Genomic DNA, 17083 nt, shown 5'->3' with positions numbered 1-17083 from the left:
GTCAGACCCCAGACCAGAGGATAAAGCCACTCAGGTCACGGATCTGCGTGGGGCCGTTGTAAGTTTTGCCGTCGTCGGCCGGCATGACTTTCCAGTCTCCGTCCATCCACCGCATTGACAGAGTCAGGTGCGCTAAGGCCCCGGAGTTGGTTTCGAATGCTAGGTCAACGGTCGACTCCGAAGGTGCGTAGGCCTTGATCAAGAAGCCGCGCACCTGGATGGAAGTTGCGCTAGGAGAAGCGGGCTTAGTGTCGGCCTCACGCATGGCGTTATCGCGCCCAGTCCCCGGCACCAGCAACTTGTCGGCAAGCTTCGCGACAATCTCCGAAGATCCGCTCGACCCGAGGGCGGCCACGTTCACCGCGGCATAAAGAGCCCCAGTAGGGGACTGGGCAAAGCAGGACCGGAAACCGCTCTCATCAGTGTTGCCTGGTCCGAAGGTTTTCGGATCTGTGGGCGTTGCCATGCGTCCTACCAGCTCCCATTTGGAAGTAGGGGCGGAACCCAACGACTTCTCAGTCCCGGCAGGAAGCCCGCAAACACTCTTCCCGGCTGCTGCGGATGCGCTGGGGTTAGCTCTGACGGCGCTGCTTGACTCTGCCGGTGCTGGTTGTGCGTTTTCCTGTCCTTTGGGGAGCAGGAAGATCACGACGGCTGCTGCGATCAGCGCGACCACCAGCGCGGCAGCAATGATGAAACCGGGTTTGGTGAACGGATTGCTTTCGGTGGTGCTCTCTGTTGACTGGCTCAAGGGTGAACCTCCCGTTGTTGGTGCTGGCTTAGACGAAGGCGCGGACGATGCCTGCGGCCCCGGTGATGATGATGCAGCCGAGCAGGACCCAGCCGAGTTTGGCCAGGGACTGGCCGCCTTCGCCGCGCTGGAGCTGGATGACCATGGTGATGCCGACGATGATGACGCCGAGAACGCCTAGAACGAGGCCGATACCGGAGGCCCAGTTCAGGACGGTGAGCAGTCCGCCGGCTTCTGCGGGGACGACCGGCGTGGGGTTGGGGATGGTGCTGGTGGTGATCGCGGTGATCGAATTCATGATGAGTGACCTTTCAGTGGTTGGTGCTTGGGTTGGTTTCGGTAACCAGGGCGGTTACGTCCGTGATGAATCGTTGGTATTCGCGGGCCGCTGGTGTGGTGGTGGAGTCTCCGTGCCGCCATGCCTCGACCCAGGGAAGCGTCCAGAGACGGGGCGCTCCCCCGCCGACGATGGCCGTGAAGTCACGGAGCGCTCTGGGTGTCTTTCCCGGCGCGTCCGCGAGGACGGCGAGGCCGAGCAGCTCCACAGCAGGTGCGGCTCCTGAGGCCCATTGGGTAAGGGCGCTTTGAGCTGTGGTGAGTCCGCGCATGTCGGCGCGGCAGACCAGCAGCACACGGGGCTTGCTGCCGTCCTGCAGGACAGGCCAGCAGTGACCGGTGGGGCGTGCCCCATCGAGCAGGTCAGCGGTGCGGCTTTCACCGGCCCCGCCATGGCTGCCGACGACCCAAAGGGCTGCGGTGCCGGTGATGGTGCGGCTTGCCAGACGATCTGCGGTGTCAGGTTCGACCATGCCCTTGAGCGGTGTGCTGATCACGGCAGCCGGCGGGACGTGCACGTCAGGTGTTTCTTCTTCGATGCTCTCGGCCGGGCTGGTGACCCAGGGGTTCAATGACAGTTGCATGGTTCCTCCTTTCTTTCAGTCGGCGGGGAAGGGTTAGAAGCCTTTGGCGACGGCGGCAGCTGCGGCCAGCCATGCCCGCTGGGTTGCGGGCTGGAGAGCTTCGTAACGGATGGGTCCATTCACCAGGGCGGGGTCGTAGGGAATACGGACGACCGCGCGGACGAACGGCTCGAAGCCATCCGCGATGCGCTGAGCTTCGGCTTTCGCGCGTTTGAGTGCGTCCCCTGTCATGCTGCGCTTGGCGTCGGTGGATTCGGAGACGATGACGACGGCGTTCCGGGCCAGTTCAGCGTCGTGGCCACCACGGGACTCAAGGGTCTGCAGCGTCAACCTCGCGGCTTCTGCGCGGTCCTCGATAGCGGTGACCGGAACGACCAGCTGGTTGGTGTGATCGATCATCCGACGCCAGTTCGCGGCCCGCGCGGTGTTACCGGAGTCCATGACCACCAACCGGTAGTAACGGGTCAGCACCTGGTGGGCGATGTCGACTTCCTCCGCGGTGACTTCGTGGTCGCCTTCTTCGTTCTCATCCGAACGGAGCACGTCGAACTTGTCAGCCGTTTGGTGGTGCACGAATTTCGCGATCTCAGCCGCGTTCGTGGACGGGGAGAGCAGTTCAGTGGAGGAATCGATCAGGTCCAGGACGCTGCGGTTGTGCGCGCCCTTTTCCGTGCGCCAGCCCAAGGTGCCTTGGGATTCGTTGTTGTCCCAGGCCACGGTTGCCGCTCCGCTGTAGCGGGCGAGAATGGCCGAGAGCATGACGACGGTGGGTGTCTTGTTGGCCCCGCCTTTGCGGTTGACCACGGCGATGGTCCGGGGGCCGGGCCAGTGCTGGCTTACGGTGCGGATATCTTCGCGCTCGGACAGCTCTTCCAGTGAGGGGTCCATGCGGAACCCGAGCCGGGTGAGTGTTCCCCGCCAGCCCTGTGTGGCCGGTTCCAGGACCGGTGCGCTGACCAGGAAGGACGTTTCCTTCAAGCTGCGCCGAGTCAGTGGAGCCTCCGGCGCGGCCACAGCTGCCTGCGGCAGCTCTGCGTCGGTGATCCGCTGCCCGTTCGCGCCGGTGACCTCAGGCGTGGCCTGGAGATCCGTGTTTGCTTCGGGCTCCGCTGGAGTGGGCGGCCACGGCTGACGGTCCACTGCCGCTGCCGTTTCTTCAACGGCGGGCTGCGCGGTAGGGGCTATCGGCTCAGGAGCCGCGACGGGGACGGCCTCGATGATGGCCGGTGCCACTGTCTCGGGCGTGGTTTCCGGGGCCTGTGCCCGGCGACGGGCAGGGCGCGGTTCGTAGGAGACGGATTCGATCTTGTTGTCCGGGTGGACGATCAATTCGCCGTGCCCTTCGGGGTCCTCGATCTGGACCCTGACCGGGCGCTGCAGGGTCTGCGCTTCGCCCACAACGAGGGCGAGGGCGTTGTTGCGGAGGTCCTGCAGCGTGTCCCCGTCGGGGACGACCCGGGAGTTACCGGCAACGACGACTTCAGCGGTTCCGTTGTCGCGGACGATGGCCTTGATGCTGGGAAAGGCCAGGACCTCGGTTGGTGTAGTACCCATGAACTTTCTTCCTTTACGTGTGTGTGAGGTGAAGAGGGGTTAGGCGCTTAGGAGGTTGGTGGGGTCAGTCGGTTGACCTTCCACGGTGCGTCCTTGCCTGTGCGGAGCAGCTGCAGCGTGTAGGTTCCGGCATTGGTCGGGACAGATGCTGTGACCCCGTAGCCGTTGGCTTCATCGACGGTCAGTTTGGCCGGGCCGGTGACGCGGTTGGCTGGGATATTGGCCGGGTCCACTGCCGAGTAGTCGGCGGTGGCCTGCGGGGTGAGCCAGCGGGCAAGGTCGTTTGCCCACTGCTGGTCACCTACGGTCGGGCGGGCGAAGTCGGCCATTGCCTTCTGCGCGACGTCCACGGCCTGATCCTTGCTGGCTTGATCCCAGGAGATGCCAATGGTGGGAGGGACGGTCCCGCCCGGTGCCTGCGGGCCGCTATCGACGCTCAGGGAGACCGGAGCCGAGGGCGTGGCCGTAGTCTCTGCCGGTGCTGGCGAGGTGTTCGACGCCGGGGCACAACCAGCACACAACAGTGCCACCGCAATAAGAACGAGAGCGGGTTGTTTCACTTCTTTGCCTCCAAGCCGGGCAGGTACAGGAACGCGGACGGAACACTGCTGCTGACAGTGCGGGTGTAGTAGGTGTGGTCATCTGGGGGCGGGTTGCCGTTGTAGCCCTCTTCGACGTAGGTCCCGTCCTCCTTGACTTCCTTGACGACGGCCACGTGGCCGAAGGTCGGGTCCGAGCCGCCAACACCGGGTGAGTACCAGACCACTGCACCGACTCGGGGTGTTTTGCCGGAGGGCCAGCCCTTGGCGTCCCAGCCGGCCTTCCACGTCACCGCAGAACCGAGGCCCTGGCCGTCCGGGCGGAAGTTGCCGTTGAGGAACTTGAACGGTGCGCTGGTTGAACCCATTTGCTGGTTGACCCGCCAGAGGGCGAAGTCCACGCATTCGCGGTAGAACATGCCCAACGGTGATGCTGCCGCTGATCCTGCTCCGACCTGCAACCAGGTCGGAGAGTCTTTCCATGGGTAGTCATCCCCCGCACCGGACTTGCCCGGGATCCCGCAGTCGCCGCCTTCAACGGAGAACTTACCGTCCGAGAGTGCCTGAACGATCTTGACCGCTTCGGGCCAGTACTTCTGATAGTGGTAGGGGTCCGCGTTGCGCTGGACCTTGTTCCCGGCAATGGTCGGTTCCAACTGCTCCCAGCCCGGTACGGCCTGCAGCGCGTTGATGAAGTTCGTGGCACTGATGGTCGGGTCCATGCGGTCCGTGTAGGAACCCCATGCGCCGTTGTCGCGCTGCTGGAACAAGCCACGGGAGTCTGGCCCGACACCGTCGCCGTAGTCCAGGACGCGCAGCCCTGACTCCCCCAGGGCCACCATGATGCTGATGGTCTGGCCCTTTACGGAGAGGTTCAGCGCTTTGCCGGCTCCCATAACAGCGGCGGCATTCTTTAACTGCTCCGCGGAATACCCATCGACTTTCGTGTTGCCGTCAACGACAACGGACACCGGGCCGCAATCGGCGGCAGCGGGCTTGGCCGGGGCCAGCAACAGGATGAAGGAGAAGATCAGCCCGAAGAACAGACTGGGGATGGCAACAAGTGCCACCAAGCGTAGTGACTTACGACCCATCACGAACGTGCCCCGCAGGCTGCCGTTCTAGGCTTCTGCACCCGAGCGAACAATGCACGTTCCAAGGCCGTGGACGTCCACGAACGCAAATACAGATCCTTTGGCACTCTGCCCTCCCCCTGGAACATCGCTTCAACACTTACCAGCCGCCACCGACTTAACTCCATCGATTGGTACAGCCCGCATTGTCCACAGTTTTCGACAAAAACGCTTGTCAAGAGCCTCGAGCATGTGGACATCCAGTCGCATGCCGTCTCATGTGAGTCTCTTGCCTGTGTCACGGTTAAGACATTACAGTAAAACGACATTAAATGTTGTCTATCAAGAAACGTAGAGAAACGGTAGGAAGTGACAAAATGATGGGATGCCCCGTTACATTCGCCCGCCTAGCGCCCTCCCGAGGGACGTAGAGATGGCCATCGAATCCTTCGGGACGATGTTCTCGCGCGCAATCCTGCGCCACTTATCACTCCATGGCCCTACCGGAGCTGCGGACTTGGCCCGAGAACTCGGGACAGACTCCAACACGGCGCGGCGAGCCCTGCGGGCACTAGAGGAAGCCGGCTTGGTCACCGCGGATGCCCCGGCCGGACAACGACGTGGCCGTGTTGTCACATTCGCGATCCAGCCAGAGCGCTTAGAGAGCCTGTTGGCGGCACTGAAGGACTACTTGCTAGGACATTAAGTGTTCTTACTGGCGACACGCCGCGAACGATACCGGTACCGGCCCGAAGATTAAGCAAGGATTTGGAGCATGAGCGCAAATCCTCAGTACACCACTCCAAAGCTGGACGGTCATCGTGTCGCCTTGCGTGGGCGGCTATACCCGGATCAGCATAAGCGCGCCCATGAGGCAGCCAACGCGCACGGACTGTCTTTGAGTGACTATGTTGGTGCGCTCATTGATCGCGACAACGGTCTCCCTAACAAGCTCGACGACCCAAACCAGGGGAGTTTGCCTATCGCTAGGGCAAGTTAAAAGCAGAAGGCCCGCACGTGGCGGGCCTTCGTCTAAGTATTCGTTCAGATCCAGTTCTTGGCGGGGCCAGATCTGAACTATTCATCACCCACAGGCTGTGGGTGCCCTTTGCTTTACCTAAAAGAAAAGGAACTGCTGCCCTTTATGGTACCGGATGCTCTTTCGGCGTCAACGCACCCGCTTGCGAGTGTCGCCCCTCAAACCACCCCTGAGCAGGCTTGGGCTCTTGCTCCTCTCTTAGCCGGCGGACCCTCACTCAGATTCGGTAGATGGATCGGATCCAGGTTCCAGTACCCGCGCCCGACTCACCGTGCCAAGATCACCAGCCGGTTGCCCGAGCGTCCGGCCGCGGTCATGATCCACGGGGCAGATGGCCGTGTCGCGACTTTGTGCTTGGATCTTGATACATCGAAAGCCCTCAAAGAGGTCGTTGACGCCGACGCCCTTCGACTGGGCAAACTGCTTCAGGAATGCGGTCTAGCATTCATAGAAGATTTCTCCCCGAGCGGCGGCCGGCACCTGTACATCCCGCTCCGGGAACGCTTGGATGGGTCGGCCGCCCGCGAGCTTGTCGAGGCTCTGGCTCTGCGATCCACGAGCCTGGACCCAAGCCCCCACCAGAACTTAAGCGATGGCTGTATCCGCGTCCCAGGATCCCGTCACAAGTCGGGCGGCTATCAAACGCTTATTACCCCTCTATCTGTGGCATACGACTACCTGCGCCGAAGGAATCCACCGTTGGCGGTGTTGGCCCTTAAGGCCGCTCTCGCACCGGAACTGAAGCGTCTCCAGGCGCACAAAGCTCGGCAAGCCAAGACAGCCTCGGCTCAGCGCAAATCAGCTGGTCTGTCGCTGCCGCCGAACGCCGGCGGCGACTCACCTCTACGCAGGATCGCCCGTACAGGGCTTTACGACGCCTCGCGGTACAAGAGCCCTTCTGAGGCGCGGATGGCCGTCCTAAACCACTTCGCGGCCTGCGGCTGGACCCGAGAACAGGTAGAGAACGAACTCAACGGGCAATTCCCCGGGCTCGCTGCTCTCTACAGCAGTGCCAACAAGCAGAAGCGGCTACTGACATTCGAGTGGACCAAAGCGCAGACCTACGTCAACGCGACAAGGCAAAAAACTCCAGCTCCTAGAACAAGGGAGAAAACTGCACCTATTAACAACACAAGCCGAACAAAACTCACAGGGGGGGCCCATACTCCTAGCCGCCGCTCGATCCACGAGCTTGTCAACGACCTGGAGAACGTTGTCTACGCTGTACTAGACCATCGCCTTCAAAGTCGTGGCAGGGAAGGCATCAGTTTGAGACTTCTGATGCGCGGATTATTGGGTTACATGCGTGCAAAGGAAACTGATGTCCTGGATGTGGGCTGCCGAACGCTGGCTGCCGCAATGGGCAAACACCACGTTACGATCGCAAGGCTCCTGCCCGTTTTGGTCAAAGAATCAGACGGGATCGTCACGAAGATTGCCGACGCAAGGCACAAAGCCGCCGATATCTACCTGGTCCAACTGCCCGACCACTTCAAGCAACTTGCCCGTGAATTGACTTGGAGAAAGGGGAGAGTGCACGCTGTTCGTCCTGTCTTTCGGGCGCTAGGTGATTCCGCAGCACTCGTTTATGAGGGCATCGAACGAGGTCGCTACTCCCCCACTACTGCCGACCTCGTACGGCTGACTGGTATTAGCCGTAATGCCACTACGAAGGTGCTTTCAGAAATGGAAGCCATGGGCATGGTTCGTAGAACGGGACGCCAATGGAGAACCACCTCAGTTAGCCTCAGCGGTCTTGCCGTCCGCCTGGGGGTACTGGAGGAACATCAAGCCCAAGTCAGCCGCAACCGTCGGGACCGAGCCGCTTGGCACGCATATTTGGATCGCTTTGTGGACCGTGCCTTGGAAGAGGTCGACATGTTTGACCCGGATCGAGAAGATCACTGGATACCGCCAGATGACGAGAGTATCTGGCATGCAGCATGAGCGTGGGTAATGGTGCCTGGTAGCCGGCCGTCTCTACAAAACAGCAAACTCGTCGCGACAGTGGATCGCATGTTGTCCGTTGATGAGTCGTTGTTACGAACTCCACTTCTCATGTGCGGACTGGCGGCTCATCCCTAGGGCAGAACCGATAAGCGCCCAGGACACACCGGCTTTCCTTGCTGAGGCTACTCCCCTGTCCAAACGGCGTGCGGCTTCTTCGGCTGCTCTGACGGCGGCATTAAGTTCAGACATGGCGGCAGCAGGAAAGGCATGTTTTTCCCACTCAAGACGGAGAGCTTCCTCAACGCCCACTGAGGGCACAGCGAAGCCAAGTGAGGGCAGGTACGCCAGACGCTTCGAAAGAGCCGCCCGTCGCGACGTATCAACTCTGGACCAGCGAGGACCTTTCCAACCGCACGTGCAGGCGGCACACCATCCCACAATTTGATCGTCAGGCACCATTTCGTGTGTCTTAATGTTTGGGTGGCGCGGAAAGTTTCCGGATATACCCTCCACTACGACAACACCCATACGAACATCCTCAGAGACTCGGCCGTCAGGAATGATGGCGCTGAGACTCCCCTCGTGAAGCCCGTCCCGCATGTCCCATCTCAATGGTGGCCACCTTTCTGTGCTTTGCCTTCACCAGGATGGCAGGCCCACCTAGATCGACGTCAGGAAATCCTGACATTAAGCTAGGTGAGTTACCCAATCCCCTGCGCTTGTCCACGCTGCGCTTAAGTTTCGGCTCAACTGCTATCGAAACGATACTGAAATGCTTGCAAACGAATATCCAAACCACAGCCTCACGTGCACGACCTGGCTCAGGGCCGTCGGAGGCGCGATGTGCTGAAGGCCTTGGAGTCGATGCGGCGTGTGGTTTCAAATCAGTATCAAAGTGCTAGTGGTTTGGTATAGGTGTTGGCTGGCGTCCATTCAGCGCCGCAGAGTAGCGTTTCGTTAGATATCAGTCCGTTTGATATCACTTTGATAGTGATACTAAACCAGTATCATTTCCACTCCCGCTCAATGTGAGCTTGATGCTTCGATTGAGCCACTCCCCGGGGCATGATGGCTTGACTGGAGGCAGGGGCCGAAGGAGGCGCGATGCACTGAAGGCCCTGGAGTCGATGCGGCGTGTGGTTTCAAATCAGTATCAAAGTGCTAGTGGTTTGGTATGGATGTTCGTTGACGTCCATTCAACGCTGCAGAGTAGCGTTTCCTCGGTCGTCAATCCTTGAGTATCAGTTCGATAGTGATACCTCTTCGATATCACTATCGAAGTGATATCAAAAAGCTAGCGTGTCGCTAGCTATCTGATACCTAGCTGACGCTAGTTTGGAAGCATGATCATTGTCGTTGGAAGTGAAAAGGGTGGCGTGGGGAAATCCACTGTCGTCACGAATCTTGCTGTCGAGCTCGCAAAACGGGGGAGGCGGGTGGCTGTCGTGGACGGTGATCGCCAGCGTTCCACGGCGCGGTGGGCGGTGGACCGGGAAGAGGCGGGCCATCAGCCCCGTATCTTCGTGGTCGAAAAGCTTGGCAGCTTGCATGAGACCCTGCGTGAACTTGACGGGGGTTACGACGTCGTCTTGGTTGACGTCGCGGGGAAGGACAGCAAAGAAATGCGCACGGCCATGACTGCAGCGCATCAGCTCTTGGTCCTCACTCAGTCGAGTCAGTTCGATCTGGATACTCTCGTTACGGTAGACAAGCTGATTGAAACGGCGCGTGACTTCAACCCGGAATTGCGCGTTCGTGGCGCCCTAACGCGCGTGTCCACCAACGCTTTTGAATCCGAGAGCGCTGACGCAAGGGAATACCTGTCTGACTACCCCAGCATCGAGCCGCTTAGGACGGTCCTGTACGAAAGGAAGGCTTACAGGGACGTCGTGGGGGAGGGGCTTGGCGTTGTTGAGTGGAAGAACCCAAAGGCGGCGAGGGAGATTCGCGGGTTGGTAGAGGAGTTGATGGGCTAGTGGCAATCAAGAAGCGTTCCGCGTCGGATAGAGCCAGGGACGAAGCGATCGAGGCTTTCGGCAATGGAGCGGAGCCGTTGCTTGCACAACCAATTGCGAGTATCGATCGCAATGCTCCAGTGAGGCCAAAGGTGACTCCCGAACTGAGCGATTCCAGGGATAAGGGAAATCCTAGGACAATGCTGCTTCGCTTCGACGAGGATCGCGAGTTGGTTGACCTGTTGGCTGTTGTAGCAAAGCTGGAGGGAAGGAAAAAGCATCCCATGGCGTTGCGAGCTCTGAGGATTGGCTTGGAGCAGGTCCGTGACAGTTATGAGTGAGTCCATTCTTACTGGGATGCATTCAAGTTGATATCATTTTGATATTGATTTAATAGCTTTCCTGAGGTGAATATCCCAGCAGATCATGGCAAGAAACCGCCGTGACAAGCGAATGCCTTCGATCCCCGCTAGCGTGACCTTCGATGCAGAAGAAGGTCACCAGGGGGAGTAGTCCATGGCGGGACGTAAGACGCAGATTGATGGCCAGCTGAGCTTCGACGCTCTGTGGGCGGCACCAGAGGAGGACCGCAATGAACAAGTACGGCAGGCAGGCTCAGGAAGCCTGGAAGGCAGCGAGCCCGACTCGGTACAGCCAGATTCAGAACCCGGACGAGTTTTTCACGGATCTGGGGGAGCAGGCTCAGGAGCAAGTGGACGAGCTGCAGGTCAGGATCGCGGGACCGGACCCGAAAGGGGAGGGGTATCTGGAGAAGGTCGGCCGGTTGAACGCGGCACGGAACCAGGCCGAGGAGATCGTCCGGTACGACCTGCTTTCGCCGCCGGAGACGGAGGGCGAGGACGAGGAGGACGAGTACGTGAATCCGAGTATTCAGGAGTACCTGGATTCGATGAGGGAAGTGGACAAGCTCCGCGAACAGCTCTACTAGCCGATGAAGCGGGCAGGTTCCGCCCGTCGTCTCAGGAGGATCTGGCACCGTCCGGTGCGCGGAGTCGCATCCGGGCGAACCTTGAAGCCCTCGAAGTACTCCAGACACTGCAGGCCGAGAACCGGCCCGCCACAGAGGCTGAAAAGGCTTCGCTTGCGCGGTGGGGGAGTTGGGGAGCGCAAGGCGTCTTCCAAATCTTCGATGAAACCCGTGAGGAATACGCAGGGGACCGCGAACACCTGCGCAGCCTCCTGAGCGAGGCACAGTACGACGCTGCCCGCCGCACCACGATCAACGCTCACTACACCGACGCCGCCTACGTGCAGGCCATGTGGTCAGCGGTGCAGGACCTGGGATTCGACGGCGGCACCGTGCTGGAACCGGGATCCGGCGTCGGAACCTTCATCGGCTTCGCTCCCGAGAACGCGGAGATGACCGGTGTTGAGCTGGACCCGACCACCGCGGCCATCTCCCAAGCTCTCTATCCCGAAGCCACTGTCCGTGGGGAGTCCTTCGCGGACACGAAACTCCCCACCGGCCACTTTGACCTGGCCATCGGCAACGTCCCCTTCGCCAACGTCACACTGCACGATCCCCGCCACAACGCCGGCGGCCACTCGATCCACAACCACTTCATCCTCAAATCCCTGGAACTGACCCGCCCGGGCGGCATGGTGGCAGTGCTGACATCAAGCTTCACCCTGGACGGAACCAACCCGGCAGCACGCCGGGAAATGAACCAGCTGGCCGACCTCGTGGGGGCTGTCCGCCTGCCCACCGGCGCGCACCGCAAAGCGGCCGGCACCGACGCCATGACCGATCTGCTGATCTTCCGGCGCAGGGAACCCACGCAAGAACCGGCCTCCACACTCTGGGAGACCGTCAGCGCCCGCCGGATCGACGGGACCATCACCCGCCTGAACTCCTACTTCGATGAGCACCCCGACCGTCTGCTGGGGGAGCTGCACGTGGCCCACGGCATGTACGGGGCCGAAACCCTGCAACTGACCACCGATGACCTCTCGGCCGTCCCGGACCGCCTGGAAACAGCGTTGGCCGACGTCGTGGACGAGGCCAAGTCCGCAGGACTCGTCATCACCGAACGCACCGCAGAGCAGGACCGCCAGCGCGCCGCCTACGTCCCGGCAGCAGCCACGGAATGGGAAGGCCATATCAGCGCCAGTGACAACGGCTTCACCGTTGTCGAACACGGCTCCCACACCGAACTCGCCGTCCCCAAAACCCAAGCCGCCGAACTACGCGCCCTTCTGGGGCTCAGGGACGCCGGCCGGAAGCTCCTTACCGCAGAGGCCGACAGCCGCGATGACACCGCCGACATCGACACGCTCCGCGCCGAGCTGAAGTCCGCTTACAGCCAGTACGTGGACACCTACGGCCCGATCAACCGCTTCACTCTCCGGGACACCGGGCGAGTGGACGAAGAGACGCAGGAGCCCATCCAGGCCCGCACGACGCCCAGGGCCGTGTCGATCCTCAGCCGTGACCCGTTCGGGCCCCTGGTCAAGGCACTGGAGAACTTTGACGAAGCCACGCAGACTGCCACTCCGGCTGCCCTGCTGTCCAGCCGCCAGGTCCAGCCCCGACGTCCCGTCCTGGGCGTCGACACCGCAGAAGAAGCCCTCACCGTCACCCTCGATACCGTCGGTGAAGTTGACCTGGACTACGCCGCGTCCCTGCTGGGAATCAGCCCGGAAGAAACCCGTGCGGCCATGGGGGAGAGCATCTACCAAGTCCCCGGCCCGGAGGAAACCTTCCAAACCCGCGCGGAATACCTTTCCGGGAACGTCCGCGAAAAGCTTGAAATCGCCCAAGCCGCCGCGCTCAGCGACGAGCGGTTCAACGCCAACGTTCAAGCCCTCACCGAGGCCATTCCGGAACCGCTGCGCATGGACGAAGTGGAAGCACGCCTCGGTGCCGTCTGGATCGACGCCGACACCCACCAGGCGTTCGTCCGCGAAATCCTCAATGACCCCTACGCCACCGTCTCCAACGCGGCAGGGTCTATGTGGGACGTCAAAGCCAACCGCCACACCCTCGCTGCCACAAGCAACTGGGGCACTCAGCGGATGCCCGCCTCCGACATCCTCAAACAGGTCCTCGAACAAAGGCCGGTGCGCGTCACCGACGAAAATGAAGACAAACGCCGGATCCTGAACCCCACAGAAACCGCAGCCGCTCAGGAAAAAGCGCAGCTGCTGCAGGAACGGTTCAGCGAATGGGTGTGGGAAGAACCCGAACGGGCAAACCGCCTCATCGACGAATACAACCGCCGCTTCAACTCCATCGTGCTCCGGGACTACAGCACCGAAGGGGAACGCCTGACCCTGCCCGGCATGGCCAAAGACTTCTCCCCACGCCCGCACCAGAGAGCAGCTGTGGCGCGGATGCTCTCCGAACCAGCCGTCGGCCTGTTCCACCAGGTCGGTGCAGGAAAGACCGCAGAAATGGTCATGGGAGTGATGGAACTGCGCCGACTGGGCATGGTCAACAAGCCCGCCGTCATCGTCCCGAACCACATGCTCGAACAGTTCGCCCGGGAATGGCTGCAGATCTACCCGCAGGCGCGGATCCTCGCCGCCTCATCGGCTGACCTCGCCGGCGACAAACGCCGGCAGTTCGTTGCCCGTGCGGCAGCAAACCAGTGGGACGCCGTGATCATGACCCGCACCGCCTTCCAACGAGTGAGTCTCAGCCCGGAAGCCGAAGCCGCCTACATCAACGCTGAAGTCATTCAGATGCGGGCGGAGCTGGAGGCTGTCAAGAACAGCGACCAGGACAACGGCCGAGCCAACGCCAGCATCGTCAAACGGCTGGAAAAGGCAGTACTGGCCCAGGAAGAAACGCTCAAAGCCAAACTCGACACTCCCGCCGATCCGGGGATCAGCTTCGAGGAAACCGGCATCGACTACCTCGTCGTGGACGAGCTGCACGACTACAAAAACCTCCGGACACCGTCCAACATCCCCGGCGCCGCAATCCAAGGCTCCAACAGGGCATCGGACCTTCACATGAAGACCGAGTTCCTGCGCGAACGCGAGGGACGGCGCGTGATCACCGGGGCCACGGCAACACCGATCGCGAACTCCGTCACGGAAATGTACGTCATGCAGCGCTACCTGCGCCCGGACCTGCTCCAAGCAGCCGGGATCAAGGACTTCAACACCTGGGCCGCCACGTTCGGTCAGGTCGTTGAAGAGATGGAACTCTCCGTCGCCGGAGGTGACCGGTTCAAACTCAAGAGCCGGTTCGCGAAGTTCCAAAACGTCCCCGAACTGCTGAAGATGTTCCACACCTGCGCGGACGTCAAAACCGCCGAAGACCTCAAACTGCCTATCCCGGCTCTCGCCCCACGGGACGGGGACGGGCTCCGCCAGCCGAACATGCTGGTCGTTGACCCCAGCCCTGAACTGCGGGAGTACATCCAGGACATCGGCGACCGCGTCGACGCCATCCAGGGCCGTCTCGTGGCCTCTGAGGAAGACAACATGCTCAAAGTCTCCTCGGACGGCCGGAAAGCCGCCCTGGACATGAGGCTTGTGGATCCCGCTCTGTTCCAGCGCGGACCCACCAAGATCAGTGCCACAGCCGACCTGCTGGCCAGCGTGTACGAGGAACACAAAGACCGCATCTACACCGACCCCTCCACCGGGGAACCGGATCCGGTCCCAGGCGCCCTGCAACTGGTCTTCTGTGATTTCGGCACGCCCTCGGAGAAGTGGAACGTCTACGGCGAGCTCAAAGACCAGCTCCGCCGCCGTGGCGTTCCCGAACACATGGTCCGGTTCATCCACGACGCCAAGAACGACAACGAGAAAGGCCGGCTGTTCGCAGCCGCCCGTTCCGGACAGATCGCCGTGCTCGTCGGATCAACATCGAAAATGGGTGTCGGGACGAACATTCAAAAACGTGCCGTGCACCTAGTGGACATGGACGCCCCGTGGCGGCCGGCCGACGTCGAACAACGTCACGGCCGAATCCTTCGCCAAGGCAACCAGAACCCCGAAGTCCGCATCTCCCAGGTCGTCACCAAGGAATCCTTCGATTCCTTCATGTGGCAAGGACTGGAACGCAAATCCCGGTTCATCAACCAGATCATGCGCGGACGCCTCGACGTCCGGGAAATCGAAGACATCGGGGACAACACCCTGAACTTCGCCCAGGCCAAAGCCATCACCAGCGGCAACCCGCTGGTCCTGGAAAAGGCCGTCGCGGACCAGGAACTGGCCCGCCTGTCCCGCCTGGACCGGGCGTACAACCGCAACCTGGTCGCGGTGCACCACACCAAACGCGGGGAACAAGCCGCAGCTGACGCAGCAGCCCAAGACCTGCCACTGATCCACGCCGCCGTGGCAAGGACCGTGGACACCACCGCGGACGCCTTCAAAACCACCATCGGAGGCCAAACCTTCGACAACAGAACCGACGCTGCCGAAGCCCTCCGGGCGTGGGCAGGCAGGCAAGGCCACCGGCTCATGAACCTCTACGGATACGACGAGCTCGGCACCATCGCCACCCTCGGCGGCCACGAACTCCGCGCCAAGCTCGTCCCCGGACGGGACCTCGACCGCTCCACGGTAGAGGTACGTGTCGAGGGTGTGCCCAGGGCGATCACCCAGATATCACGCAAGGGGCTGCTCTCAGCTGACCTTGGCACGATCAGGCAACTCGAAAACAGAGTGTCCTCGTTGCCAAGGCTCGCCGCTGACGTCGAGACACGACGGCAGGAAGCCCTCACCCGCATCGAACAAGCAGACAAGGCACTGGCAGAGCCCTTCAAGCACGCCGAAGCACTCAAAGCCGCCCAAGCCAACACAGCCCGCATCGACCAACTCATGGCCGAAGCCGCAAAGCCGGACGATCCACCCCAGCCCGAACCGACCCCGGAAGTAGATCCGCGCCTGGAGAAAATGCGACGGCTCATGAACGCATCATTCCCACAACCACCCAGCGCCACTGCCCAAGCGACCTCAGCCGCAGTCAGTAACCAAAGGATGCAGGAACAGGATCGTGGCCAGGATTCCGACTACGGACGATAGGTGTCGGAGTGGGCCGATAGCAGTCGTGGTCGAATTCCAAGCAAACTTTTTCAAGTCGCGTGGATGATGCCGATCCCCGGCAGGAGATGGGGGCGCAGTCGGCGATTGACCTTTTGGAATTCTTAAAGGGTCTTTGGACGGTAATCTTATTCGGAATTCTTTAACGGTCCTTGTATACCACACGCTGAAACCGCATCTCACTAGATACAGCTCGACTGCTCGCTACGCTTGAAGGTGCTTAGATAAGTCCATGGAAAACCACCTCACCGAGCTTCAGGACAAGTCGGTCCAGAGCCTCTTGGAAGACTCTAAGCGGAAGAAAAATGTTGCCATCCGGACCGACTTTGTCCAACTTCAGGAAAGGAAAACTCCCGGGCAGCTCGGAGCTCTCATCAACTCAAGCAACGGTCGCTCCTTGGATCTGTATCTACTTCACCGACTAGCGGCCTCTGCAGCGCCCTGGGACACCAAGCGTGACGCTGCAGTGTGGTCCCGTGCCATGGGACTAGGCGACAAAGCCTACGGTAAGGACGCCGTTTCAAGGTGCTGGGCGAAACTTGCTGACCGAAAACTCATCCGCCGTGAAAGAGAGTCCAAACAAGCCAAAATTACGACCCTCCACGAGAATGGGAGCGGCGACCCGTACACGGCCCCGACGGGCAGGTTCTTCACCCTGCCTTTGGAGTACTGGTCTGAGAATTGGTACCGAGACCTCACCGTTCAAGGCAAAGCCGTGCTTCTGATTGCCCGCTCTCTGCGCCCAGGTTTCTACCTACCAAGTCGGCTTGTTAAAAAGTGGTATGGATTCTCGTCCGATGTCCTTTCCGCTGGCCTCAAGGACCTTCGCGACAATGGACTGATCACATGGGAAGACCGAACGAGAGAGGACTACGGAACAGCACAAATCTCCTTCACGGAGCGTCACTATTCTCTGAAAGCACCATTTGATAAGCCAGACAAGGGGCAAATGGACTTGAGCCAAATCTACAAGTCTGGCCTCTTCGCCCAAGTAGGGAGGTGAACATGCAGCCAAAGTGGTCAGCAATCGCATCTGAGGATCTTCGGGCCATTGGGGACTCATTAGTCGCAGCGGAGGTCTTCCATATTGCGTCCGAAGAGTTGCGGCCCGATACTGACGACGCCATAGAGGGAGCTCTCCAAGAACATGAAGGCATCAGATACAGGCGTTGCGTTCGGGTTGCTGAACTGCCCAGCTACACGTCGTTTGATCTTGAAGACGATGTCGACGACTTCCAACACCAGGCTTGCGAGTACATCCTGGTATATCGCTGGCTA

General features: G+C 60.8%; 15 protein-coding genes. 7 read left to right on the top strand and 8 right to left on the bottom strand.

Annotated elements, in window-relative coordinates:
- Position 1: 1 nt before the first annotated feature.
- The 6 genes from BMY91_RS21685 to BMY91_RS21660 are packed head-to-tail and all read right to left on the bottom strand — an operon-like array spanning position 2 to position 4858.
- Positions 2–751: a DUF8175 domain-containg protein gene (locus BMY91_RS21685; protein ID WP_090825844.1), complete on the bottom strand. Its 750-nt coding sequence runs from the start codon at positions 749–751 to the stop codon at positions 2–4.
- Positions 752–779: 28 nt separating this feature from the next.
- Complete coding sequence (locus tag BMY91_RS21680) at positions 780–1049, bottom strand: hypothetical protein (protein WP_011777317.1); 270 nt, start codon at positions 1047–1049, stop codon at positions 780–782.
- Positions 1050–1062: 13 nt separating this feature from the next.
- The gene (locus BMY91_RS21675; RefSeq protein WP_090825841.1) at positions 1063–1671 is read right to left on the bottom strand and encodes a DUF6668 family protein; all 609 of its coding nucleotides are present in this window, start codon (positions 1669–1671) and stop codon (positions 1063–1065) included.
- 33 nt (positions 1672–1704) lie between these two features.
- Positions 1705–3225 (bottom strand): chromosome partitioning protein ParA, encoded by a 1521-nt coding sequence (locus BMY91_RS21670; protein WP_090825838.1) that lies wholly within the window; start codon positions 3223–3225, stop codon positions 1705–1707.
- A 47-nt stretch (positions 3226–3272) separates the two neighbouring features.
- Positions 3273–3785, bottom strand: coding sequence for a hypothetical protein (locus BMY91_RS21665; RefSeq protein WP_090825836.1), 513 nt, complete (start codon positions 3783–3785; stop codon positions 3273–3275).
- Entirely contained in the window at positions 3782–4858 is a 1077-nt protein-coding gene (locus tag BMY91_RS21660; protein ID WP_090825834.1) for a CHAP domain-containing protein, read from the bottom strand. The genes BMY91_RS21665 and BMY91_RS21660 overlap by 4 nt, the downstream gene beginning before the upstream one ends.
- Before the next feature lie 364 nt (positions 4859–5222).
- On the opposite strand from BMY91_RS21660, the gene BMY91_RS21655 reads away from it, so the two are divergent.
- From BMY91_RS21655 to BMY91_RS23575, 5 genes are all read left to right on the top strand, one after another.
- Positions 5223–5543, top strand: a complete 321-nt coding sequence (locus tag BMY91_RS21655) for an ArsR/SmtB family transcription factor (protein ID WP_090825831.1) — start codon at positions 5223–5225, stop codon at positions 5541–5543.
- Between the two features lie 687 nt (positions 5544–6230).
- Positions 6231–7823, top strand: coding sequence for a bifunctional DNA primase/polymerase (locus tag BMY91_RS21645; RefSeq protein WP_256212863.1), 1593 nt, complete (start codon positions 6231–6233; stop codon positions 7821–7823).
- Positions 7824–9169: 1346 nt separating this feature from the next.
- The gene (locus BMY91_RS21640) at positions 9170–9802 is read left to right on the top strand and encodes an AAA family ATPase (protein WP_090825822.1); all 633 of its coding nucleotides are present in this window, start codon (positions 9170–9172) and stop codon (positions 9800–9802) included.
- Positions 9802–10122 (top strand): hypothetical protein, encoded by a 321-nt coding sequence (locus BMY91_RS21635; protein ID WP_090825819.1) that lies wholly within the window; start codon positions 9802–9804, stop codon positions 10120–10122. The genes BMY91_RS21640 and BMY91_RS21635 overlap by 1 nt, the downstream gene beginning before the upstream one ends.
- 251 nt (positions 10123–10373) lie before the next feature.
- On the top strand, positions 10374–10730 hold the full coding sequence (locus BMY91_RS23575; RefSeq protein WP_256212862.1) for a TnpV protein: 357 nt from the start codon (positions 10374–10376) through the stop codon (positions 10728–10730).
- Here BMY91_RS23575 and BMY91_RS23570 read toward each other — a convergent pair.
- The gene (locus BMY91_RS23570; RefSeq protein WP_256212861.1) at positions 10727–11032 is read right to left on the bottom strand and encodes a hypothetical protein; all 306 of its coding nucleotides are present in this window, start codon (positions 11030–11032) and stop codon (positions 10727–10729) included. The genes BMY91_RS23575 and BMY91_RS23570 overlap by 4 nt on opposite strands.
- Positions 11033–11059: 27 nt before the next feature.
- On the opposite strand from BMY91_RS23570, the gene BMY91_RS21630 reads away from it, so the two are divergent.
- Both BMY91_RS21630 and BMY91_RS21625 read left to right on the top strand, forming a co-directional pair.
- On the top strand, positions 11060–15787 hold the full coding sequence (locus tag BMY91_RS21630; protein ID WP_256212872.1) for a helicase-related protein: 4728 nt from the start codon (positions 11060–11062) through the stop codon (positions 15785–15787).
- 250 nt (positions 15788–16037) lie between these two features.
- Positions 16038–16808 (top strand): hypothetical protein, encoded by a 771-nt coding sequence (locus tag BMY91_RS21625; protein WP_090825814.1) that lies wholly within the window; start codon positions 16038–16040, stop codon positions 16806–16808.
- A 59-nt stretch (positions 16809–16867) separates the two neighbouring features.
- Here BMY91_RS21625 and BMY91_RS23000 read toward each other — a convergent pair whose 3' ends face one another.
- Positions 16868–17047 carry a hypothetical protein gene (locus BMY91_RS23000; RefSeq protein ID WP_143054092.1) on the bottom strand — a complete coding sequence of 60 codons (180 nt, stop codon included), beginning with the start codon at positions 17045–17047 and terminating at the stop codon, positions 16868–16870.
- Between the last annotated feature and the right edge of the window lie 36 nt (positions 17048–17083).

Source organism: Arthrobacter sp. yr096, assembly GCF_900108925.1.
Taxonomy (GTDB): Bacteria; Actinomycetota; Actinomycetes; order Actinomycetales; family Micrococcaceae; genus Arthrobacter.
The sequence above is the reverse complement of the archived record's forward strand: the minus strand, read 5'-3'. Positions and strand labels throughout refer to the sequence as shown.

Excerpts from the sequence above, each read along its gene's own strand:
- BMY91_RS21680 (WP_011777317.1), bottom strand. The coding sequence starts at position 1,049 with ATGAATTCGATCACCGCGATCACCACCAGCACCATCCCCAACCCCACG.
- BMY91_RS21675 (WP_090825841.1), bottom strand. The coding sequence starts at position 1,671 with ATGCAACTGTCATTGAACCCCTGGGTCACCAGCCCGGCCGAGAGCATC.
- BMY91_RS21670 (WP_090825838.1), bottom strand. The coding sequence starts at position 3,225 with ATGGGTACTACACCAACCGAGGTCCTGGCCTTTCCCAGCATCAAGGCC.
- BMY91_RS21660 (WP_090825834.1), bottom strand. The coding sequence starts at position 4,858 with ATGGGTCGTAAGTCACTACGCTTGGTGGCACTTGTTGCCATCCCCAGT.
- BMY91_RS21655 (WP_090825831.1), top strand. The coding sequence starts at position 5,223 with ATGCCCCGTTACATTCGCCCGCCTAGCGCCCTCCCGAGGGACGTAGAG.
- BMY91_RS21640 (WP_090825822.1), top strand. The coding sequence starts at position 9,170 with ATGATCATTGTCGTTGGAAGTGAAAAGGGTGGCGTGGGGAAATCCACT.
- BMY91_RS23575 (WP_256212862.1), top strand. The coding sequence starts at position 10,374 with ATGAACAAGTACGGCAGGCAGGCTCAGGAAGCCTGGAAGGCAGCGAGC.
- BMY91_RS21630 (WP_256212872.1), top strand. The coding sequence starts at position 11,060 with ATGTGGTCAGCGGTGCAGGACCTGGGATTCGACGGCGGCACCGTGCTG.
- BMY91_RS21625 (WP_090825814.1), top strand. The coding sequence starts at position 16,038 with ATGGAAAACCACCTCACCGAGCTTCAGGACAAGTCGGTCCAGAGCCTC.